Here is a 23,207-nt window from a genome sequence, read left to right as displayed (position 1 = left end):
ATACCCATCAATCCAACACAGATAAATCCCAGCCAAGATCAAGCTCTTCATCGGCCAATTGCAGTAGCGGTTTCAGATTATGCAACAAGGCCTTCAGATGTGGCCGTAGCTCCTCAACTCCGCCTTTGTGCAACATCACCAGCGCTTCGGAAATAAGCGGCGTTGGTGTTTGGGTCGTAGCCGGATCGGTCATAAACACATGATTGCTCATCGGATTGGCGTACAAGCGATCCTGCAGAATCGACATCATGCGCTCGGCAGAATGCACATCATCATGCCAGGAATTGGCCACCGCAATCGAGGCGGTGACGCGCAGCTGTTCACTGCGAAAATTAACCCGTGCGTTAGCGATCGTTTGACGTAAACGCTCTGCCACCACACGAGCCTCAATCAGTGGCGTAGCCGGCGAAACGACCGCAAACATCGAATCATTTAGCCGGGCCAGCGTATCCTCTTTGCGCAATTTGGCTTCGAGCAATTTAGCCAATAAACCCAGCAATTGCCCATGAACCCGATCGCCCAATTTGTGTTGCAAGGTTTGCCCGTGGTTGATTTCCAACAGCATAACCGTTACTTCGCTATTGTGTCGCAACGCAAAGGCCAGCGCCTGTTCAAGTTGTAAATTGAGTAAATGCGGGCTGCCTACGCCGGTAACAGCATCAGTGGTTGACGTTTGAATTTGCACTGAACGTGACTCGGCCAATTCACGGCGTGTCTCAGCCAGCTCTAGATTCGCTTTGACCCGCGCCAACATTTCGGTACGATCGGTGGATTTGGTGACAAAATCATTCGCGCCGCATTCAACACAGCGCAGTTTGGTGGCTTCGTCTTCTTCACCGGAAATAATAATCACAGGCAGGAAATTGAGCCTAGCTTCACCCGAAGCACGTACTCGCGCCAATAAACCCAGGCCATCGAGCTCAGGCATGGTTAAGTCTGATAGCAATAAACTAATCGAATCATCGCTCATCAGACGCCGCCAGCCCGCCTCGCCATCAGCCTCTTCGATCAAATCATAAAATTCGGACAAATGCTTTTTAATCGTGGCACGCACAATGCGCGAATCATCCACCACTAAAACTTTAGGTCGATTTGCTAATTCAGTGCTGTCGCTCATGGTATTAATCTGTACGTTTAAGCATTACCACTAGCCTAGCATAAGCTGCTATTAAACGTGTGAATCTGCCGCAGAATTGCGCAATAGCACTAGACAGTCTGGCCGTGGCGTGTAATAAATAAGCATCGCTGCTGCATCAACCTTGCAAGGTCAGACCGATGGCTAGCTCATACCGTTTACAAATTGGCTTATCGCCCCTTGCCCCGCAAGAGGCGGAAATTGCGCTGGCCACCATCCGCCGCATCTGGTGCATGCCATCATGGGTACGCAAACAACCACTTGGCGACGGCGTGTTGCTGCTCGAGCTACGACACGAAGCTGCTCTGAAGGCCGGAGAAAGCGCCGATTGGTTTGTTGAGCGCATCGCGGCCGCATTGTGGCAAGACATTGGCCGTTTTGTACGCATCGTCATCGACATTGCCCCACACGAAGCGCCCGATGGCCGTGTATTTATTCTCGAAGAAGCCGCCTACTGGCGCATCATGGAAAGCTTTCGCCTATCCCATCCGCATTAATTTGAAGCACTCGAAGACCAATGCGCCTCAATTTCTACGAAACAACCTGTGCTCTCTGAAATGCCCTCTCGCGCAGCGAGGCCCCCTCTCAAGGAGAGGGCGGGGGGTGTGGGTATAGAACATAAGGCGGCAATGCCCTACGAACTTTAAGGGCTCGGCTTTGCCGAGCCCCATTTGAAGCGTGATCAACAACAAAACCGCCGCCAACAAAAAAGCCCACTCGAAAGTGGGCTTTTCCGCGATTCGGGCAAAAACTTAAGCCATTGCTTTGATAGCAGCAGCCAGGCGGCTCTTATGACGAGCAGCTTTGTTTTTGTGGTAAATCTTTTTGTCAGCGATACGATCGATAGTGCTAACCGCTTGCTGGTAAACAGTAGCTGCAGCAGCTTTATCGCCAGCAGCGATCGCTTTCAGTACCTTTTTAACTGCAGTGCGGAACTCTGAACGCTGAGCGCCATTGTGTTCACGTGCTGCGGTAGCTTGACGAGCGCGTTTGCGTGCTTGTGCTGTATTTGCCATGTTGTAATGCTCCTAGTAGGTGTAACGGGTCTACTGCTTGGCCGGAGACACGGACTTTCGGCAGCACACACAACCCTAGAAAGCCGACGATTTTATTCGTTCTTCACGGGCAACGCAAGAGCGGCGTATCATTCGGCCACAGCAAAAAGAATGAGGGCAGCATGAATCTTTTAAAAGCGGTGGCGGCAGTCAGCTCGATGACATTAGTTTCGCGCGTTTTGGGCTTTGCGCGTGATGCGATTATGGCGCGCATTTTTGGTGCTGGCATGGCAACCGATGCATTCAACGTGGCCTTCCGCCTACCCAATTTATTGCGACGTATCTTCGCCGAGGGCGCATTTAGCCAAGCTTTCGTGCCGATACTGGCAGAATATAAGAACAAACAGGGCGATGAAGCGGCGCGTGAATTTATTGCCGATGTCTCGGGGATGCTCACACTGATTCTGGCTATTGTGACAGCACTGGGCGTCATTGCTGCGCCTTGGGTCATCTGGGCGACGGCGGGTGGTTTTGCCAAAAACCCTGATAAATTTGCCCTTACCGTTGATCTGCTGCGCGTTACTTTTCCTTATATTTTGCTGATCTCACTCTCCTCACTGGCTGGGGCGGTGCTCAATACCTGGAATAAATTCTCGGTTCCTGCCTTTGTCCCTACCCTACTAAATGTCTCATTCATTATTTTTGCACTCTTTTTAACCCCATATTTTGATCCGCCGATCATGGCCATGGCCGTTGCAGTAGTCGTTGGTGGCATTGCGCAATTGGCCTATCAACTGCCGCATTTGCGTAAAATCGGCATGCTGACCCGACCGAAGCTCAATTTCCATGATGCGGGCGTGTGGCGAGTGATGCGACAAATGGGACCTGCCATTTTGGGAGTATCGGTTAGCCAAGTTTCGCTCATTATTAACACCATTTTTGCGTCGTATTTAGTTTCTGGCTCGGTGTCATGGATGTACTACGCAGATCGGTTGATGGAGTTTCCAACAGGTTTGCTCGGTGTCGCTTTGGGCACCATTTTATTGCCTTCACTTTCGAAAACCTACGCCAGCAATGACACTGCCGAATACTCGCGACTGCTAGATTGGGGTTTACGCCTAGCCTTGCTGCTGGCGATTCCTTCTGCAGTCGCCCTGGCGATGATTGCCGAACCGCTGACGGTAGCGATGTTTCAATACGGTAAATTCAGCGCGCACGACGCGGCGATGACACAACAAGCACTGAGCGCCTACGCAGTGGGTTTAGTTGGACTGATTTTGATTAAAATTTTAGCGCCCGGCTTTTACGCGCGGCAAAACATCAAAACACCGGTCAAAATTGCGCTGTTTACCCTGACGGTAACCCAATTATTTAACTTGGTGCTGGTTGGCCCACTGCACCATGCGGGTCTAGCCTTGGCAATTAGCCTAGGGGCACTAACCAATGCAGGTTTGCTGTTTTACAACCTGCGCAAAAAAGATTTTTTCACCCCCCAAGCAGGCTGGAATAGCTTCTTAATCAAACTATTCATTGCAGTGACCGTAATGGCCGCCGCACTATTTGGCGTACAGCAGTGCATGCCAGCGTGGTCAGAGGGCGTGATGGTGATGCGCTTACTGCGCTTGGCGGGCCTCGTGACGGTTGGGATTGTGGCTTACTTTGCCACGCTAGGCATTCTCGGCTTTCGGCCGCGCGACTTTTCTCGTCGTAGCAGCTAAACCCCAAAATCCACACCCGTACGCGGGTGTGGATTTTTTTACTTGCCAACTAGACGACTGGTCTAATACAATTCAACCCACTCATTACTCACTAGGACATCACCATGAACGACACACTGAAACTAATGCACGAACATCGCAGCATTCGCAGCTATCAAACTAAAGCAGTGGATACTGCAACGCTGGATGCCATTTTGGATGCGGCCTATCGCGGCCCAACCTCGATCAATGGCCAACAAGTATCACTGGTTGTCACGCAAGACCCAACTCGCCGCGCCCAAATTGCCCAGATCGCCGGTGGCCAACCTTGGATTGCGCAAGCCCCGGTGTTTATTACGGTAGTGATCGATTTTTATAAAACTGCCCAAGCAGTTGCAAAAGCAGGTAAAGAGCAAGTCATTCACCAAAGCGTCGAAGGTTTTGCAGTTGGCGCCGTAGATGCCGGTATTGCACTGGGTAATTTAATGACCGCCGCGCGCGCGGCGGGCTTGGGTGTAGTACCTATTGGGGGTATCCGTCGCAGCCCACAAGCCATGATTGATCTGTTGCAATTACCCGCCAACACCTTCCCGATTGCGGGCGTGGCGCTCGGCTACGTGGAGAACGACAGTCCACTCAAACCGCGCCTGCCACGCGCAAGCTTTGTGCATCACGAAAGCTACCAAAGCGCCGATATACCACAGCACATTGACACTTACGACCAAGAGTTAGTGCAATTCTGGCAGGCGATTGGCCGCGACGATGGCAAAAACTGGTCTGATAATACCGCCCAGTTCTACCAAAACATTTACTTTCCAGAAGTCGCGCCCACCGCAATACGGCAAGGTTTCAAATTTGACGCTTAACTAAAGCATTTTCGGGCGCAGTTAAATTACTGCGCCTGATACCACCTAACGTATAAGCCGCAATAGCAGTAAAATCAATCACTTCAAAGCAATACCCGCAGTTAAAATTATCATCCACCGCAACTTGACCCACGACAATTCCTTCCAGACACGGACTACAGCGTAAGGTGCGCAGTCGTGCTAAAATCGACGCCGATCTTTTCTCACCACCGCGGCAACCGCACGTACTGGCCTTTGCCCGGAAACATTTCATTGATGGAGCATAGGATGACATCCTCGATTTTCGCCGCCGTAGAAATGGCACCTCGCGACCCAATTCTGGGCCTGAACGAAGCGTTTAATGCCGACACTCGTAGCACCAAAGTAAATTTGGGCGTAGGCGTTTACTACAACGACGAAGGCAAAATTCCTTTGCTCGCTGCGGTGAAAGAAGCGGAAAAAGTACGTTTGGCTGCGCAGCCACCCCGCGGCTACCAAGCCATTGAAGGCAATCCAGCTTACAACGCGGGTGTGCAAAACCTGTTGTTCGGTGCTGAAAGTGAATTGACTGCTGCGGGTCGCGTTGTCACTGCTCAAGCACTGGGCGGCACTGGCGCTTTGCGTATTGGTGGCGACTTCCTGTACCGCCTGAACCCAAATGCAACCGTTTACATCAGCAACCCAAGCTGGGAAAACCACCGCGCGATTTTTGAAGCTGCAGGCTTCAAAGTCGGCGACTATCCATACTACGACGCAGCGACACGCGGTGTTGATTTTGCAGCAATGAAAGCCTTCTTGTTGGGTCTGGAAGCTGGCTCGATCATCATCTTGCACGCTTGCTGCCACAACCCAACTGGCGCGGACATGTCTGACGCACAATGGGGCGAAGTGGTTGAAGTATGTCGCGAGCGCGGTTTGGTGCCATTCCTTGATATGGCTTACCAAGGTTTTGCTGAAGGCATCGACGCTGACTCAGTGGCGGTTAAAGCTTTCGCAGCTTCTGGCCTGCAATTCTTTATCTCTAGCTCATTCTCGAAAAGCTTCTCTTTGTACGGCGAGCGCGTAGGTGCTTTGTCGATCATTACTTCAAGCAAAGAAGAATCTGGCCGCGTATTGAGCCAACTGAAACGCGTCATCCGCACCAACTACTCTAACCCACCGATTCACGGTGGCGCGGTCGTTGCAGCAGTACTGGCAAGCCCAGAATTGCGCGCAATGTGGGAAGAAGAACTCGGTGGCATGCGCGTACGTATCCGCGCAATGCGCTCAGGTTTGGTAGAAAAACTGGCTGCGCGCGGCGTGGCGCAAGACTTCTCATTCGTAACGCAACAGCGCGGCATGTTCTCGTACACAGGCCTGACTGCCGAGCAAGTTGAAAAACTGCGCGCAGAGTACGGCATCTACGCCGTATCAACTGGCCGCATTTGTTTGGCTGCGTTAAACATCAACAACATCGATTACGTTGCTGACTCGATCGCTAAAGTATTGTAATTAGCGTTTCGCCAATAAAAAAGCCTGCTCAAAGCAGGCTTTTTTATTGCTATTTGATCCAAATTTTCATCCAAGGGGCAGCAAATAAGGCGCTAGATCAACCTCATCGATTTGCTCTACCCGCATAAAACGCTGGGCATATTCAATATGCAAGCCCTCACGCAAGAATAAGCGGAATAAGTCGGGGTCAATGTGCTGATCTTTGGCCATAAAACCCATGATTTTGATGGCCTCGGACAACGTCTTACCTTTCTTATACGGGCGATCGACCGCTGTGAGCGCCTCAAAAATATCGGCAATCGCCATCATTCTGGCTGGCCAGCTCATTTGCTCACGCGTCAGACGTTTCGGGTAGCCAGAACCATCCATCTTCTCATGATGGCCGCCAGCAATCTCAGGCACCTGTTGTAGGTGACGTGGGAAAGGCAATTTTTCCAGCATAATAATGGTCTGGATAATGTGCTCATTAATTTTAAAGCGCTCCTCTTCTGAGAGGGTACCGCGCGCCACGCTAAGGTTATAAAGCTCTCCACGGTTATACAGGTGCTCTGGCACCTTGACTTTAAAGCCCCACGGATTATTGTCCGCCAATTTATCCCGCTCGGAACGTAGCAAAATATGCTCCGGTTTATCAGCAAGCAATGCTTCCTGCACGGGCAAGACGGGCTCTGGGCTACGTTGTTTGCGCTCCTTTTCTTCATGAGCAATGCCAATACGATCTGACAAAGTTCGCATCCAAGTCCGCGTCGCGATTTGCTGCAGCCGAGCTATTTTCTCTGGCGCCATAAATTCACCACCTTCATTGCAGGTAGCGACAAAAACAAACTCATCATCCAATTGGGCCAACTCGCCGGCTAATTGCGCTTGGGCAACTGCAGGCTCGGCTCCTGAGGCAATCGCTTGCCAGCAGTTAATTTCGGCGTCACGCTTTAGCACCTCAAAACGCATGCGTACCTCATGAATCCGGTCGTACAGCGTTTCCAATTTAGTGGCTTTATCGACGACATATTCCGGGGTCGTCACCTTGCCACAATCATGCAGCCAAGCTGCGATGTGCAGCTCTTCCCACTGATCTTCACTCAAGCGAAACTCAGCCAGCGGGCCATCCAACTGCCGTTCAGCTGCGCGCGCCAACATCTTGGTCAACTCCGGCACACGCTGACAATGCCCCCCGGTATAGGGGCTTTTTGAATCAATCGCGCCAGCTATTAATTGAATAAAGGCTTCAAGCAATACTTTCTGTTCATTAATCAAACGCTGGCTATCGACCGCCACGGCAGCGGTGGCGGCGATTGTTTGTACGAAAGCCAACAAATCAGCACTTGGCTTTTTATTTTCATCAATCGCAAGGGCCAAAGCACCGACCAGTGCACCATCCCGATTGCGCAATGGCAAAGTCAATTGGGTCAGCGGCTCAGTCACCGCAGGCAATAAGGGAAAATTATGTGCAAACTCATCAACTGACACAGTGCGAAGAACCACATCATCGCGCAGCGCACGCGCAACAATATGTTCGCCATCAAGCGGGATTAATGGCGGATCTGAATCAGGCTCCTGCGCTTGGCTACGCCAGAAATATTGTGCAGACTGCAGTCGCTGACCATCGGCATGGGTAATATAAATCACCCCACCTTCTGCCCGACTTACTTGTCCCAACTCATCCAGAATTCGCGCCAGCAAACGGCTGAAGTTTTTTTCGGCCGCCAAGGCCTGCGATAGCTCCATAAAGCGCGAGATGGTGCTTTTCATCCCGCCAATTCCAGCTGCCAGTCTGGCAATTTCCAGAATATTGCTACGCACCCGCACTGGTTCATCAAATTGAAATTGCTCAATTTTTTGCACTTCATCGGTCAGCGAATTAATTGGCCGTGACGCCTTGTGCGACAACCAAACCGCCAAAATGACACCTACACAGATCAGCGCACTTAGTACCAACATGCTCTGGTTGCGCTCGGCAATTGCCGCACTGAGTAATTCACGGTGCGGCGCAGCCATGAGTAATTTAAATTGCAAACCACTATGCAAATTGATCGTTGCAACCCGCCCCTCCCAAGGCTCCCCTCCTTCGGCGGCAAAAGTACTCGCATTCCCAGCCTTTCCCTGCGGCAAACCCAGCAAGATTTTCAATACCGGCGAATCAAACGTCGCCAATTTAGGCAGATATTGTTGCCCATCCGCTTCGGTAACCAGCTCGGGAGAGCCATATTGACTCGCGACAACTCGCTCCTGAGCATTGACCAAAGCCAATCGGGTGCTTGGCGTAATACGATGCTTGAGTAGAAATTGATTCAAGCGCCCCAACTGGATATCACTGCCCACAACCCCACGCTGATTATCGGTTTGCTGTGAAAAGGTCACCCCCAATAAACCATCTGATGAGAAATAGTAAGGACTGCTGAGTAGCAATTCTCCAGGCTGATTTTTAGCCTTATACCAGTCCCTAACACGTGGGTCATAGCGATAATCAGCCACCACGCGATGTTCAAGTAACTGCAAAGCTTCGTCGTAAAACAAGAACTCACCACGCAGTTGCTCATGTGGGTAAGTAATACTTTGCACAATCCAACGTGTCTGCGCTGGGGGCTTAAAACGCTGCGCCACTTTTGGGTTATCTAAGTAGCGCCGCACCAGAAAGAAATCACCCGTATCGTAGCCAATATACAACGAGGAAATAATGGGGTCATACTTCAAGGCCGTAGTAACAAACTCAAGACTATCTAAACGGTCATCCAGTGTTTTAGCATTCATCAACCGCTGCTGGGATAGTAGCTGCACCGTACGTGCACCACTGAGATAAATCGCCTCGACTTCATCACTAGCGGATTTAACCGCCAACTCAAACTGCTGATCAGCCGACTGCTTCAAGATTAATCCAGTGGCGCGATACTGATTCCAGCCACTAATCACGGCAAAGCCAATCAGCAGTGCAATGAATAAATAGGAAATATGGATATAAAAGGGTACTTTACCGCCACTGGATTCACGCATCATGTCACCCTCATCCATTCATCATTACAAAGGTATATGCCTAAAAACAAATCTGGATATTGCTTTGACCAACATACCTAGTTATTTTTTCGACTTCTGCAAACACTCTCGCCACTTGTTTGCTGTCGTATTGGCTCCGCCATCTACTACACAATCCCCCGCCTTCAAACGAACATAATCAAGCCCCGCATCACCGGTGCTAGTCGGCTCGGCATGGCCTTGGGATGGCACAGCATGGTTACTAGGAGATGCTTCCGACTTCTCTGTTTTACGCTCAAGATCCGCGACTTTTTCTTCCAACTCAGTCACATGATCTTTTTTGGCACGCAAATCAATCTTTAGCTCCTGAATTTCCTTCGCTAACTCATCCTGCTTCTCAACCGATGCCGACAAAGTGGTTTTCAGGCGTTCGATTTGCTCAAGATAGAATTTTTTCTCGAAATTGCGCTTACTCATGCCAAGCACCACACCTGCCATGAAGAAAATAACAATCAAGACAACCGCACCAACTGCGATTAAATGCAGGCGATAGCGCTGTAAAAAACTGGGCGCAGCTACAGGGCTGGCGGCATGAGACTCGGAAACAGAGGAAGTGGCAACATCATCCGACATGCAAAACTCCACTAATAAAGGTATTTATTAATATCATTTAGCATAATCGCGACAGCAGCAAACCAACAAGAAGATTAAATTTGCTGTGGAAAAGAAAAAAGGCTAGCTTGGTAGCTAGCCTTTTTATTTGGCTCCCCGACCTGGGCTCGAACCAGGGACACACGGATTAACAGTCCGTTGCTCTACCGACTGAGCTATCGGGGAATTGATCTTTACAATCAACTCATTTAACTTGGCAGTTTGGGGCCAAATTAAATCGGTATTTTTGGCTCCCCGACCTGGGCTCGAACCAGGGACACACGGATTAACAGTCCGTTGCTCTACCGACTGAGCTATCGGGGAATCGGTATGGGGCGTATAATAGTCACCCCGAGCGCTGCAGTCAAGAAAAACCGTATAAATTTATCGACGAAAACGAAATCCATGTCTAAAAATATCCTGATCGGCTTAGTAGTCACGGGTGGCCTCATCGCTGGAGCCCCATTGATTTTCCCATACAGTTTTTTCAAAACTGATGTGGAATCAACACTTTCCAAGCTGACAAACACCAAAGCACAGATCGGCAGCATTCACTTTAACTACTCCCCAGTGCCGCAATTTACGCTGGCACAAGTTGTACTTGATTCTGCCGAGACTGCGGCAATCGAGCGCATCGAGATCCCTGTGAGTACGCATAATCTACTTAATTGGGGGCAATCTCTCCGCGATATCACGCTTGATCAGGCTCAGTTCTCACGTCAATTCGCGCTCGATATACCAAATAAGTTACAACCTAGAGCAGATAGCAAACTTAAAATTAGCCGGATTAATCTTTCGCAAGCCAGCGTCAAGCTCGAAACCAGTACCGTCGGGCCAGTCAATGGGCAATTGCGCTTCAAAGCCGACGGGAGTATTGATGATTTATTAATCACGGCAGACGAAGGCCGCGCGGAGTTACAGGTACAACCCGCTGAGGCGGGCACTTTCAAAGTGCAATTTAACGCCAAAGGGTGGACCCTACCACTAGGCTACCCGGTGCAATTTGAATACCTCAAATTGATTGGGCTCGCCAATGCCGAGGGAATCGATATTGCGGACATCCGTGCGGACTTATACAGCGGCTTAGTCACCGGCAATGCGCAATTAAAATGGAGTCAAGGATGGAGTTTATCTGGACAATTGTTTGGTAAAAACATTCAGGCCGAGCCCTTAATCAAAGTGTTTAGCCACATCACACGCACCAGTGGTCGTATGAATGCAGATGCTGTATTTAAATACACATCAGCCGATTATGCCTCGCTCTTTAAACAGCCTCAGATCAATGGTCGGTTTGTGGTTCAAGATGGCATGCTCAGTAATTTTGATCTAGTTACGCCGCTAAAATCACAAAGCCCAACGGTACAAAGTCGAGGTGGCCAAACTAACTTCAACACCCTTTCGGGCGGAATCACGATTGCCAACAAGGTAGTGCAGTTGCGCAGCCTGTCACTGGATGCGGGTAAATTTCGCTCACGTGGTGAAATTGTGATTCGTGACAATGCCATAGTTGGCAATGTAGCTTCACAGCTCGCGGCTGGCGCGGTTACCGTGAGCAATCAGTTACGCGTCACCGGCACACTCAACGCACCAGAACTGCGTAGCGGTGGCGCGTACCGTCCCGGCGGAGAGGCACCAACGCTACAAGAATCCCCGCCCGCAGAACCTAGCACTGAAACTGCAAAAGAATAAGCCCCACGCCCCGCCAGTCGGGGCGTGATAACATTCAGCCTATCCTCATTAGCTAACAGGAAGCCTCAATATGCATTGGCTCGCGTCACTTGGTGCAGTATTTTCTGAAACTAGCCCAGCCACAGTCATCTCTTTTGGCAATCCCAGCGCTGAGCTGCAAGCCTATGCAGAACAAGCCGTCATTTGCCCACTAACTCAATTTGGCTTGATTCGATTCAGTGGCGAAGAAAGCCAAGCCTTCTTGCAAGGGCAATTATCAAGTGATATTCGTGCGCTACAGCACGATCAGATTCAATTTTCTAGCTACTCAACCCCTAAAGGGCGTATGCAGGCTAGCTTTTATGTTGTGCGTCGTGGAGATGACTATCTATTGCAGGTCGCCAGCGAAATTCAGCCCGCAATTCAAAAGCGTCTTTCCATGTTTATCTTGCGAACCAAAACCAAAGCCAGCGATGCAAATACCGAGTTAAGCCTATTAGGACTCGCAGGCAAGCATGCCAGCGCCATCATGCAGCAGGTATTTGGCCAAGTTCCAGCAGCTATGCAGGTGATTACGACAAATAATATTCAGCTCATTGGCTTGCCAAACGAACACTACCAAATTTTGCTTGAGCAAACCCAAGCAGCAACAATTTGGGAGCAGATTGTCACTGCGGGGGCCAAACCAGCTGGGGAAGCCGTCTGGCGCCTGAGTGAAATTCAAGCAGGGGCCCCATGGATCACCGCAGCAACGCAAGAAGAGTTTGTGCCGCAAATGGCCAATCTGGAGCTCATTGGCGGCGTGAGCTTTACCAAAGGCTGCTATCCCGGCCAAGAAATCGTGGCGCGCACCCAATACTTAGGCAAACTCAAGCGCCGCACGTATCGCATGCATGTTGACAGCCTAAGCGCAGCGGCAGGGCAAGAGGTGTATAGCCCCGAAATGAATGGCCAGCCTAGTGGCAAAATCATGCTGGCGGCTCCGGCCCCGCAAGGTGGCATGGAAGTTTTGGTTGTGGCGCAAATCAGTAGCCTGGAGCATGGCTTGCATTTGGGTGATTTAAATGGCCCATTGCTGCACAACTTAGCACTACCCTATGCCATGAATTGATTTTTAAGCTTATAATCGCTCGATTGTTGATATTCGAGGACTGTGCCCCATGGGGTTTCTCGCAAATAAAAAGATTTTGATTACTGGCCTTTTGTCTGATCGCTCAATTGCCTACGGTATTGCGCAAGCCTGTCATCGTGAGGGCGCAGAGCTTGCGTTCACCTATGTCAGCGAAGACTTGAAGGATCGCGTAGTTAAACTTGCTGGGCATTTCAATTCCAGCATTGTGTTGCCATGTGATGTGGCTAGCGATGAGCAAATTGGTGATTTGTTTGTTGAGCTGGAAAAACACTGGCCAACGTTTGATGGCTTAGTACACTCAATTGGTTTTGCACCACGTGACGCGCTAAAAGGGGATTACCTTGATGCGGTAACGCGTGAAAACTTTGCGATTGCCCATGACATCAGCTCATACAGCTTTGCCGCACTGGCCAAAGCAGCGCGCCCTATGTTGAACGAGCGCGCATCACTGGTCACAATGTCATATTTGGGCGCTGAACGTGCGATTCCAAACTACAACGTGATGGGCTTGGCAAAAGCCAGCCTGGAAGCGAATGTACGTTACATGGCCGCTTCTTTGGGCACTAGCAAAGAAATCCGTGTTAACGGCGTTTCTGCTGGCCCGATCAAAACTTTGGCGGCAGCAGGCATTGCGAACTTTGGTAAGTTGCTCAAAGGCGCAGCGGATGCTACGCCAGCCAAACGTAACGTGACCCAAGAAGAAGTGGGCAATGTGACTGCATTCTTGCTGTCAGATCTAGCCTCAGGCATGACCGGTGAGATCTTGCATGTAGATGTGGGTTTCTTTATTGGTGCAGGCGCTCTGGCGAGCGAATAAGCCACCACACACCTAAAAAGGCCCGCGCTGCGGGCTTTTTTATGGCCAGCCCATCTGTGATGGCACTTTTGTGCCAAAGTACTTTATCCAGTCATCAATCAATCGCGCGCGAAAGCAGTCAAATATAGCTCGGCCAGATATACTATTGCTGCAGCGTCACCCCTCTCTATTTGTATTCATAGGTCAGTCACTATGTGCCAATTGCTCGGCATGAATTGCAATACCCCAACGGATATCATTTTTTCCTTCGAAGGTTTTCGTCGTCGCGGCGGGCTAACTGACGAGCACTCGGATGGCTGGGGAATTGCTTTTTTTGAAGGGGAAGGCTGCCGCTTGTTTCTGGATTACCTGCCCTCAATCTCCAGCCCAGTGGCGGATCTGGTCCGCGCATACCCCATCAAAAGCAAAAATGTAATTGCCCATATCCGCAAAGCGACGCAAGGGCAAATTAATCTGGCCAATACCCATCCATTTGGGCGCGAGTTGTGGGGGCAGTACTGGATATTTGCGCACAATGGTAATTTGACCCAACTACCCACATTAAACAACGCCCGCTTTCAGCCTGTAGGCAGCACCGATAGCGAACAGGCCTTCTGCTGGTTATTAGACCAATTGGCGCAACAGTTTACGCAAGCACCAAGTTTGCCTGAGCTACGCAATGCATTGCACACGCTAAGCACTCAGTTGGCGCAGGGCGGTACTTTCAATTTTCTGCTTTCGAATGGTCAGGCCCTATTTGCGCATTGCAGCACTAAGCTACATTACCTAGTGCGGCAGGCCCCATTCTGCCAGGCTCATTTGAGCGACACTGACCTGGCAGTCGATTTTGCCAAAGAAACCACCCCCAATGATCGCGTTGCCATGATCGCCACCGAGCCTCTCACGGATAATGAAAATTGGATTGCGATGCAGCAAGGGGAGTTGCTGATGTTTATTGATGGAGCGCCTCAATAACAGGGGTATACATCCCAAAGCCAAGCCCAGAAAAGGCTGCAAAACAATACCCTAAACAGAAAATTGATGTAGGTTTAATAAAGCAAAGACGTGGTCGTCAAAATACTCGCCCTTCTCATCAAGCTGACGGAGCATCGGCGCAATGCGCTCTAGGGTAAGTTGATTATGTGAAAAACGATCTCGCACCGTCTTTAAACTTTGCGCACGCGAAGCAAGCTGAGCACGACGCGCTTCCATCTCTTTGCGTTCACGACGATGGCCACCAACGGATAAATTTAACCAAATGATCAGCGGAATCGCCAACCACCAGATTTCCATAATCAGGCTGGCAATCGCCCCCATCGACAGCAACAAATACCAAACCTGATCAATATGCTCTAGTTCGGGTAAAACCACTGATAAAGTTGGCCAACGGCGCTTGAGCATTGCACGGATCCGCTCATCATCAGTCGCGTCGCGCTTCTTACGTGCCAGTGCCGCATCGAGCGCAAGGCTGATATACCACTGCGTCACAACCCGACAATGCAACCAGTCTTGCTCTAGATACTGGCGCATTTTTTCATGCAATTGAGTCCGAAACTCTTCGCTCGACAATGGTGGAACCGAATCATCATATGGGTCTTTAATGGCATGCTGTACCGTTAGAGGGTAGCCCGCCACATCAATCAACTGCTGCCGCCGAGCATTCATTAAATCGGCAGGAATACTCAGATCAGGGTCATCAAGCCGAATATATTGCTGAATTAGCTGATCTAGCGGCTCAAATGGGGGATGAGTACCCGGATGGGTGCGCATTTCTTTGCGAATACGCTCAACCTCGGCCAGAACCGCACGCCCAGTCGGCGCAGCTTCCGGCACCCAGGGCATACGCACCAGTGTTTCGGCCTTATATAAGGATTCGTCAAAATGGCGATAATAGGCTTCGTAATAGCCCGCCATTTCCTTATCGTCGCGATCAATATCACCCGACAGCAAGGGCTTGGTTGGAGGTGCGCGGCGCAAATCAGTAGCAAGCCGATTGGCCAAACTTTCCAGCTCTGGCGCAACGCCGGCTCGCGCAAAGATGGGATCAAGCTCATGTCGCTTGCTCCGCCAATCTTCCAGCGTTTTCCAGATACTCCAATCAGCCACACTACTTCTCCTTTAAGGCCGCTATTTTACCGTTTCAGCAGCCAAAAAGGAGAAGTAATCCGGTTGGTTGTGGGAAATGCACACGAATCAAGATGATTTGCGTTTTTTCTTACCCGCAGGGGCAACAGCAGCTTCAATGCGGTCGCACAGATGCCGCAAGACCTCCAAGCGCGCAGCGTATTTATTGTTCGCACCAATTAAATGCCATGGCGCAATCGCCGTGCTGGTGCGCTCGATCAAATCGCTACCGGCCTCGATATAGGCATCCCATTTTTCCCGGTTACGCCAATCTTCATCCGTAATCTTAAAGCGTTTATATTCAATAGCCTCACGCTCTTTAAAACGGCGTAATTGCTCTTCATTGCTAATCGCCAGCCAGAACTTCACCACAATCACGTGTGCACTGCTAATTTGTGCTTCAAAATCATTAATTTCACCATACGCACGCATCCAATCGGCTCGACTGGCAAAATTTTCTACCCGTTCGACCAATACCCGACCATACCAAGAACGATCAAATAAGGTAATTTGCCCATGCGGTGGCAAATGCCGCCAAAAACGCCACAAATAGGGTTGCGCCCGCTCTTCTTCGGTCGGCGCAGCAATCGGAATCGTACGGTATTGCCGCGCATCCAGTGCAGCGGTAATCCGCCGAATCGCCCCACCTTTGCCAGCGGCATCCATGCCTTCAAAGACACATACAACAGAGTGCTTTTTAAAATCAGGATGGCGGGTTAATCCATTAAGCCGCCCCTGCAGTACTTCTAACTGCTCAAGATATTCCGCTTTACTTAGCGTTGAATCGAGCGGCAATTTATCCAGCAATCTCACACCATCAATCGATGGCATTAATGGGGCAACATCGACACGTTTCTGCCGTACAGAGCTGCGCTCCAGATGGTGACTAATCGCCTCGACAATATGTGTACCTACCGTAATATCACGATAACGCTCATCGGTACTTTCAATTACGCGCCACGGCGCATCCGCCAGATTAGTACGCTGCAACAAATCTTCCTGCGAGGTCATCACTTCATCGTAATGATCAGCAAACCACGTATCCGATTCATCAAACCGCCACGAAGTACGCGGGTCGTTAGCATATTTTTTCAGCCGTTTTCTGAGTTGCTCCTTTGGCAAATGCAGCCAAAATTTCAGAATCAATGCACCTTCATCCGAGAGCATTTTTTCCAGCCGAATAATTTTGGATAATTCATGTTCGTAATGCACAGAATCGGGCTGCGATGTCAGCTGATCCCACATCGGGCCGCTATACCAGCCGCCAAATAAAATCGCCATTTTTCCTTTGGGCGGTAGCACACGCCAATAACGCCAATACGGCGGCCGAGCGCGTTCCTCATCATTGGGCGCGGCAAACGCGTGAGTAGCAATATGGCGTGGGTCCATCCACTCGAGCAATAAATTAGCGACTTGCCCACGACCAGCGGTTGGTACACCGCCCAACAAAATGATGACAGGAAAGTCGCCACGCTCTTTGAGCTGATACTGAATGCTAAGTAATTTTTGCCGCAATTGATCGGCTGCTAGCTTGTACTGCTCTTTATCTAAGGCATGACCCAACTCAGCGGCGGCAAACATGTGAAATCCCTCAATAATCAATTTGTTGTTAATGGTGGTCGTTGCCAGAGGCAAGTAGATCCACGTGTAAATTAGACGCCTTCAAATAAAAAGCGCGCAATATTGATCTGCCATTTTTCGGGGTTTTCATGCCCAACAATTTTATCAGCGCCTCCCTTCCCCATAGGGCGGGAGAGATCGATGATTTGCGGCGTAATATAGGTATTTGATTTGGTACTGAAAATCGCTTTAACAATCGGCTGCAACATGGCTGCTTCGTTTTGTTCGATCACCACAGCCAAGCGACCGGACTCCAACCGAACCAAGGTACCAACCGGATAAATACCAATGGTGCGCATAAAGGCTTGCACCAGCTCGGGATTAAAATGAAACTTGCTCCATTCCCACAATTTGCGTAGCCCTTCTGGGGCGGGCATACCTTTGTGGTAACAGCGATCTGAGGTAATCGCATCATATACATCGACCACCGCAGCCATTTGCGCCATCCGGCTAATTTGCTCACCAGGCAATTTATGCGGGTAGCCCGTACCATCCATGCGCTCGTGGTGGTGCAGGGTAATATCGAGGGGGATATCTTCCAAACCGTCGATTTCCCGCAAAATTTGCCAGCCTTCTTCGGGGTGCGTTCGCATGATGGCAAACTCAGCCTCGGTGAGGCGACCTGGTTTATTCAAAATTTCATTCGGTACCTTCATTTTGCCGGTATCGTGCAGCAACCCACCTACCCCAGCCAAGCGAATTAGCTCTTTATCTAAGCCGAGGGACTGCGCAAAAGTCACCATTAGCGTACAGACGCTGACCGAATGCAAAAAGGTATATTCGTCTTTATCTTTAATACCGCTAAGGCCCACCAGAGCACCGCTATTGCGCAGTACCGAATCAGTAATGTCTTCCACCACTTGCGCCACGCCTTCGAGCTCAATGGCCTGCCCTAGCCGCACATCGCGCATCACCATACGCACGGCATTGGTCGCTTGCCCGTGAATCTTGCGGGCGCGCCCCATTTCTTCGGCAAAAGACACCTTAATGATGGGCGAAGGTTCTTCAGCAATTTTGATCAGTTGCGCATCCAACTCGGCATTCACTTCCTCGACCGTTGGCGCATCCGGCATATCAAGGCCACGCTCGGTGTCGATATATACCTCACGCACGCCAGTGGCCATAATTTGGGCGATCGCGGCGTCGTCCGTAATCACAAACTGATTCCGCACAAACGGATGATTCATCCAGTCGACGTTTAAATCATGGATAAACATTCCGACACGAATAGCCTCAGAGGGGATTTTTTTGATCATATTGGCGTGTGGCAGTTTTTTTAATAGTGTAGATCACCAGACTATGCGGTGCAGATCGATTCAGCACTTATCTTGATACCCTGCAAGGTATTGGCGCCTAGATCAAACCCAGCAATACTCACATAAACATACATCTGTAGCTGGTGATCTCAACTGCAAAGCCTGACAACAAATCACAATAATACGCCAAATTTTTGACATGAAACCAACAAAAATAATCTGTATTATAACTTTCTTGTCGTAGGCAAACGTCATAGTTGCCATTTCAATCGCGATTTTCTGGAGCACACTAAGATGAGTTTATTTGATACCTTGGCCTCACAAGTATTAGGCAGCAGCGAACAAGGCAGTGCTTTGTCTGGCTTACTCGAGTCGCAGGGCGGAGTGGCTGGTTTGATTGATAAATTCCAAAATGGCGGCTTAGGTGAAATTGCCCAATCTTGGGTGTCTACTGGCGGTAATCTGCCGATCTCGGCCGAGCAGATTCAAGCCGTGCTGGGCCACGAAACAGTAGCCAATGTTGCAGCACAATTTGGCGTTGATCCTGAGCAGGCAGCCAATACTTTAAGCTCTTTATTACCACAGCTTGTGGATGGCCTCACCCCTAATGGTGAGCTACCAGCCAATGGCAACGGCGATCTACTCAGTGCGGGTCTTGATTTGCTCAAAGGCAAACTATTTGGCTAATACCCTTTAGAGTATTGCCACAGAGCTAAGCTAGAAAGAGAGCTACAAAGTAATACCCAATAAAAAAGCCGATCAACTGATCGGCTTTTTTCACTAACAGGACACAATTAGAAATACAGGGTAACTGGGCCTTTATTAATAAATTCCACCCAGCCACGCGGTACTGGATAACCACTAATCACGGGGAAATAAGCAACAAACAATACGGTCGCCAGCGCCACAATCCCCCACGGCAGCCAACGCGCCCAGCTACGATTTGGGTTATCTAGCTGCAAACGCTGCAGGCCCCACACCAGCGCCAGAATAATAAAGGGAACAGAAGCAAAGAAATGGTAGATAAACACCAGTTTGCGTGGAATCAGTGCCCATGGCAAAAATTGTGTTAAGCCGACGGCCACAATAAAGCCCAGCGCAAAAATCTGGCTTGGTGTTACCGCAAAGCGCTGTAGCGCTGCTTTCGAGCTGGCCATGGTGAGACGCCAGCCAATCGCGATGAGGAAAGCCAGCGTACCCAAATACCAGGTGACCGGATTACCAAAAGCGCTGATCGATGAAACTTTCAATGGCCCAGTCCACTCCGCCCCTGAGTAGTACCACATCGGTTTCACCATGGTTGGCCATTCGTACCACATAGAACTAAACGGGTGAGTCGCTTTGAGCTGACTATGGTATTGATACATGCCCGTTTGATTGGCAAACATACCAGCCAAACCCTGCCCAGTCGCCTTCATTAACGGGATATACGCGGCAGTGTAAATCAGCGCCGGTATCACAATAAACGCTAGCACCGACCACAGCACGCTTTGCACCACCCAATCGCTATAGCCGCGCTGGCCTGGCAATTGTGCAGGCAGGCCTTGCGCCACCTTAGCTTGACGCCAGAGGTTCCAGCAATACAAGCCCGCCAAACCTACGCCGTGATACAACACAATCCACTTGCTGGCGGCGCCAAGCCCAAACATCGTGCCACACAACAGCAATGATTTAATATCGGTGCGCCAATTTTGCGTGGCTGGCTCTTGTTGCATCCAGCGCAGCATCCAGTACGAACTTGCCAGAATAAAGAACACCCCGTAGGTATCAATCGTGGCAATCCGCGTTTGCGTGAAGTGCATAAAATCAACGGCCAGCAAGGCGGTAGCCAATAGGGCAAAGTTTTCCGAGCGGAAAATTCGGCGCGATAAGCCAAAGAACACGGGCAACATCGCAATCCCAAACATGACGCCCATAAAGCGCCAGCCAAACGGATTCATGCCAAAAATCGCCACCCCGATCGCGATAATAATTTTTCCCAGCGGAGGGTGGGTATTTTCGGTGGCATCGATGCCCTGCAAGATTTCCCACGCACTGCGCGCATGATAAACCTCGTCAAAATACATGCCGTTATACGCGGTTGATAATGCGACAACCTTGTTTTGTTCGTCGATAAGTGCGGCTGCATCATTGGGGCCACTGCTTAGCGTAGGCACCAGCAACGCATCCTGCGCGCCACGTACTGCAATTTCGTTCATTTGCAGCGAGCCAGTACTGAGGCCAATTTTGAAATAACGCGCTGGCAGATTAATCGCCAGATCACGCCAACGAAACTCTGAGAAGCGATTGTTAATCACAATGCCTTTGCTGGCAGTCCAGTTCTGACCGTCTGCCGACCATTGCAATGCGTATTCCCCCTCACCTAAACCATGGTGATATTGCAACTTAGTCACTGATTGCACCGCGCCTAAATCAAACACCGCCCAATCGCCTGCGGCAGGAGGGTTCCAGAATTTCTGCGGCGCTTGGGTGTTACCAAGATAAGTAAACGCAGCCATACTGTACACGGCACAAATCATTGCCAGCGCAACCCAGGCGCGGCGTGATACGGCTTGCAAGGGTGCTTCGACGGGTGTCGCCAGGACGGCAGGAGCAAGCAGCGGCTCGTCCATCGTCACCGCAGTACTTGCGGCAGGAACAGCCAGCTGCTGGCGATTGCCCCTTAGGAAAATATCGTAGCCCACCCGCAAAGTTTGAATCAGCAACGCCACATTGGCGAGCGAGCCTAACAACATAAATATATTGTCATTAGGTACACCCGTGCTGTTGAGGCGGGTCAGAATATCCAAGGTCACTAAGGTATTGATAAACGTGGTCAGGCTCGCACCGATGGCCAGCCACAACACGCGGCGATCAGCGATCACCATAAACGCAGTCAGGCCGACAAAGGCGGCGGGGAATAAATACCGCTCGTGCATTTTGGGGCCAAGCACAAAAAACAATACATAGATGGCAAAGGCACCAAACAGATAGCGCCCTTCCCCTTTGCCCTTCACTACCCCCAACAGCACTGCCGCCAAGGCAGACAAAGTAAATAACCACGCCCATTTACCGACTGCCAGCCCTAAGAACAGCGTTTCATTGGGAAGCCAATTGCCATTGAATAAGGCATACAGATTAAATGCATTGATGGTCAGGTAGTCATAACTAGCCAAAGTGCCGCCATACAGGCTGAAAATCCACAATGGCTCGCGCGAAATCGTGAACGGTAAAGACAGTACGGCAAAAGTACCGATTGCCGCAGCAATGGCTTTAAACTGCAGTGGTAAATCACGCAAACTTAACAGCGCAATGAGTGCAATGGGGCCAACTAGCAATGCTTGCGGCTTAAACAGCACCGCAACCGCATACAATGCGGCCGCCAGCACGACTCGACGACGCTCAAGCTGCAAAAATGCCGCGGCCAAAATAAGCGTAAAGATGCTATCGACTTGCCCCCAGAAGGCCGAGGTGACAATTGCCAAGGGATTCAGTAGCCATAAAATGGCGGCAATTAAGGCCAATGGGCGCGTCACACTTGAGTTGCGCCCCACCCAAAGTAAAAAGACCGCACCGGCAATGTCCGCCAGCATGGCTGGTAGTTTCAAGACCGCTAAAAAGCTCGGTGAATCATATGCAAGATGAAACCAATTGGCAGCCCCGCCAACCAGCCACAACACGGTGATATAACCCGGAGGGTAGTCGGCGAAGTAACCCGGACGATAAAAGCCAGCAAAACCACGCTGATACATGTCCAGCGCCCACGCGCTAAATGTTCCAATATCGTAAGAATGGCCGCGATAACTGCCGGCCCAATAGATTTTGAGCAAGAATACCAGCAGCACTAAAGCCAGCGCGGGCCAGGTTTTGCTAATTGGTGCGATGCCATCAAGCACAGCACCAAAACGCTGCAATACCCCGCCGCGAGCCCGCAGCAGGAAAGCCACCAAACCCAAATAGGCAATGGTTACCAGACACATCACGGTATTCGCACTAAGACCAGAGCCCGATGATGCCACCACAGGCGCCGCTGCCGCAGCGGCTGGTGGGGGGGTAAAACTAATCACTTTTGCGCCAGCGCCTGGCTCAGCGGCAGTGACGCTAACATCATCAAACCACGCCGTTCCTGTCGCTAAACTGCCGTAAAACCCCAAGCGCAACGCCACTTTGACTTCTGTTTGTTCTGGGCCGGTTTTACCCCACGCAACCAATTCTTGCCAGTCATTATCGCCTTTTAAATCTTGCGAATAATCCATGGCATCTACAATGCTTAAATTGGCGCCGACCTTCGCATCTGCAGGAATACCAGCCGTTTTAACCCAAGCGGAAACACGGTACCAAGTATCGGGTTTTACCTTGATTAATTGAGTGAGCTTGCCATCATCCCCCTGCCCCAGGGCAATTTTCACCGATGCTTTGCCGCTGTGAAAAACCGTTTCATCCCGCACCGCCACACTCTGTGGCTCGCCTTGAGTCCAATGATCAAAAGTCCAACCAGCCGCGCCCCCCGATGGGCTGGTTTCTTCTACACCTGCATTGCGGGCGAGCTCCTCGGCAACCGCTGGTTGCAATAAGAGCATTAGGCAGCACCAGCAAGCCAGCAGCAGTGTGTGCCAATTAAATCGCATTGCAGTCATCGACATGATTTCAAACTCAAAACACTGGGGGAAGCTCGCACTATAACGACTCCGCAACCTTACGCCTAGTTCCTGACATCACATCTACCTAGCGCAAGTGCAACATGCATTCGGTGAATTCAAAGCTAAAATTCTTACAAATTCAATGCCAATGCGGCCTGCCAGACAAATCGCACCGCACCATTTTTACAGCTATATCAGCATCGGCTAAAGC

General features: G+C 50.4%; 18 protein-coding genes and 2 tRNA genes. 9 read left to right on the top strand and 11 right to left on the bottom strand.

Going from position 1 to position 23,207, the window contains the following annotated elements; all coding sequences use genetic code 11:
• Nucleotides 1-7 precede the first annotated feature (7 nt).
• Entirely contained in the window at nucleotides 8-1,117 is a 1,110-nt protein-coding gene (locus tag HZU75_RS10905) for a GGDEF domain-containing response regulator (RefSeq protein WP_180306089.1), read from the bottom strand.
• Nucleotides 1,118-1,275: 158 nt separating this feature from the next.
• Between HZU75_RS10905 and HZU75_RS10900 the strand changes: the two genes are divergently transcribed.
• Nucleotides 1,276-1,632: a hypothetical protein gene (locus HZU75_RS10900; protein ID WP_180306088.1), complete on the top strand. Its 357-nt coding sequence runs from the start codon at nucleotides 1,276-1,278 to the stop codon at nucleotides 1,630-1,632.
• Between the two features lie 255 nt (nucleotides 1,633-1,887).
• Here the strand turns inward: HZU75_RS10900 and rpsT are convergent, their stop codons facing one another.
• Nucleotides 1,888-2,151, bottom strand: a complete 264-nt coding sequence (rpsT, locus tag HZU75_RS10895) for a 30S ribosomal protein S20 (RefSeq protein WP_180306087.1) — start codon at nucleotides 2,149-2,151, stop codon at nucleotides 1,888-1,890.
• A 161-nt stretch (nucleotides 2,152-2,312) separates the two neighbouring features.
• Here rpsT and murJ point away from each other — a divergent pair, with 161 nt between their 5' ends.
• Both murJ and HZU75_RS10885 read left to right on the top strand, forming a co-directional pair.
• On the top strand, nucleotides 2,313-3,848 hold the full coding sequence (gene murJ / locus HZU75_RS10890) for a murein biosynthesis integral membrane protein MurJ (protein ID WP_180306086.1): 1,536 nt from the start codon (nucleotides 2,313-2,315) through the stop codon (nucleotides 3,846-3,848).
• A 104-nt stretch (nucleotides 3,849-3,952) separates the two neighbouring features.
• Complete coding sequence (locus HZU75_RS10885) at nucleotides 3,953-4,693, top strand: NADPH-dependent oxidoreductase (protein WP_180306085.1); 741 nt, start codon at nucleotides 3,953-3,955, stop codon at nucleotides 4,691-4,693.
• Here HZU75_RS10885 and HZU75_RS10880 read toward each other — a convergent pair.
• Nucleotides 4,677-4,826 carry a hypothetical protein gene (locus tag HZU75_RS10880; protein ID WP_180306084.1) on the bottom strand — a complete coding sequence of 50 codons (150 nt, stop codon included), beginning with the start codon at nucleotides 4,824-4,826 and terminating at the stop codon, nucleotides 4,677-4,679. The two genes, HZU75_RS10885 and HZU75_RS10880, sit on opposite strands and share 17 nt — an antisense overlap.
• A 134-nt stretch (nucleotides 4,827-4,960) precedes the next feature.
• Here HZU75_RS10880 and HZU75_RS10875 point away from each other — a divergent pair, with 134 nt between their 5' ends.
• Nucleotides 4,961-6,163 (top strand): amino acid aminotransferase, encoded by a 1,203-nt coding sequence (locus tag HZU75_RS10875; RefSeq protein WP_180306083.1) that lies wholly within the window; start codon nucleotides 4,961-4,963, stop codon nucleotides 6,161-6,163.
• A 66-nt stretch (nucleotides 6,164-6,229) separates the two neighbouring features.
• On the opposite strand, the gene HZU75_RS10870 is transcribed toward HZU75_RS10875, so the two are convergent.
• From HZU75_RS10870 to HZU75_RS10855, 4 genes are all read right to left on the bottom strand, one after another.
• Nucleotides 6,230-9,154, bottom strand: a complete 2,925-nt coding sequence (locus HZU75_RS10870; RefSeq protein WP_180306082.1) for an HD domain-containing phosphohydrolase — start codon at nucleotides 9,152-9,154, stop codon at nucleotides 6,230-6,232.
• Between the two features lie 78 nt (nucleotides 9,155-9,232).
• Nucleotides 9,233-9,763 carry a PilN family protein gene (locus HZU75_RS10865; RefSeq protein ID WP_180306081.1) on the bottom strand — a complete coding sequence of 177 codons (531 nt, stop codon included), beginning with the start codon at nucleotides 9,761-9,763 and terminating at the stop codon, nucleotides 9,233-9,235.
• Nucleotides 9,764-9,891: 128 nt separating this feature from the next.
• Nucleotides 9,892-9,967 (bottom strand) — tRNA-Asn (locus HZU75_RS10860).
• A 62-nt stretch (nucleotides 9,968-10,029) separates the two neighbouring features.
• Nucleotides 10,030-10,105, bottom strand: a tRNA-Asn gene (locus HZU75_RS10855).
• An 81-nt stretch (nucleotides 10,106-10,186) separates the two neighbouring features.
• On the opposite strand from HZU75_RS10855, the gene HZU75_RS10850 reads away from it, so the two are divergent.
• From HZU75_RS10850 to HZU75_RS10835, 4 genes are all read left to right on the top strand, one after another.
• Complete coding sequence (locus HZU75_RS10850; protein ID WP_180306080.1) at nucleotides 10,187-11,470, top strand: AsmA family protein; 1,284 nt, start codon at nucleotides 10,187-10,189, stop codon at nucleotides 11,468-11,470.
• A gap of 70 nt (nucleotides 11,471-11,540) precedes the next feature.
• The gene (gene ygfZ, locus HZU75_RS10845) at nucleotides 11,541-12,560 is read left to right on the top strand and encodes a CAF17-like 4Fe-4S cluster assembly/insertion protein YgfZ (RefSeq protein WP_180306079.1); all 1,020 of its coding nucleotides are present in this window, start codon (nucleotides 11,541-11,543) and stop codon (nucleotides 12,558-12,560) included.
• 49 nt (nucleotides 12,561-12,609) lie between these two features.
• Nucleotides 12,610-13,398, top strand: coding sequence for an enoyl-ACP reductase FabI (locus tag HZU75_RS10840; protein ID WP_180306078.1), 789 nt, complete (start codon nucleotides 12,610-12,612; stop codon nucleotides 13,396-13,398).
• Nucleotides 13,399-13,590: 192 nt separating this feature from the next.
• Nucleotides 13,591-14,352, top strand: a complete 762-nt coding sequence (locus HZU75_RS10835) for a class II glutamine amidotransferase (protein ID WP_180306077.1) — start codon at nucleotides 13,591-13,593, stop codon at nucleotides 14,350-14,352.
• Between the two features lie 51 nt (nucleotides 14,353-14,403).
• Here the strand turns inward: HZU75_RS10835 and HZU75_RS10830 are convergent, their stop codons facing one another.
• The 3 genes from HZU75_RS10830 to HZU75_RS10820 form a co-directional block, all read right to left on the bottom strand.
• Entirely contained in the window at nucleotides 14,404-15,483 is a 1,080-nt protein-coding gene (locus HZU75_RS10830; RefSeq protein WP_180306076.1) for a hypothetical protein, read from the bottom strand.
• An 87-nt stretch (nucleotides 15,484-15,570) separates the two neighbouring features.
• The gene (gene pap / locus HZU75_RS10825; RefSeq protein ID WP_180306075.1) at nucleotides 15,571-17,082 is read right to left on the bottom strand and encodes a polyphosphate:AMP phosphotransferase; all 1,512 of its coding nucleotides are present in this window, start codon (nucleotides 17,080-17,082) and stop codon (nucleotides 15,571-15,573) included.
• A gap of 71 nt (nucleotides 17,083-17,153) precedes the next feature.
• A complete protein-coding gene (locus HZU75_RS10820) occupies nucleotides 17,154-18,377 on the bottom strand; it encodes an HD-GYP domain-containing protein (protein WP_180306074.1) in 1,224 nt (407 codons plus the stop codon).
• A gap of 294 nt (nucleotides 18,378-18,671) precedes the next feature.
• On the opposite strand from HZU75_RS10820, the gene HZU75_RS10815 reads away from it, so the two are divergent.
• Complete coding sequence (locus tag HZU75_RS10815; RefSeq protein ID WP_180306073.1) at nucleotides 18,672-19,064, top strand: YidB family protein; 393 nt, start codon at nucleotides 18,672-18,674, stop codon at nucleotides 19,062-19,064.
• A gap of 107 nt (nucleotides 19,065-19,171) precedes the next feature.
• Here HZU75_RS10815 and HZU75_RS10810 read toward each other — a convergent pair whose 3' ends face one another.
• Nucleotides 19,172-22,936: a phospholipid carrier-dependent glycosyltransferase gene (locus HZU75_RS10810; protein WP_180306072.1), complete on the bottom strand. Its 3,765-nt coding sequence runs from the start codon at nucleotides 22,934-22,936 to the stop codon at nucleotides 19,172-19,174.
• Nucleotides 22,937-23,207 lie beyond the last annotated feature (271 nt).

It is taken from the genome of Chitinibacter fontanus (assembly GCF_013423785.1).
GTDB classification, from domain to species: Bacteria; Pseudomonadota; Gammaproteobacteria; order Burkholderiales; family Chitinibacteraceae; genus Chitinibacter; species Chitinibacter fontanus.
Note: the sequence above shows the minus strand (reverse complement) of the source record. Positions and strands in the feature narration are given on the sequence as shown.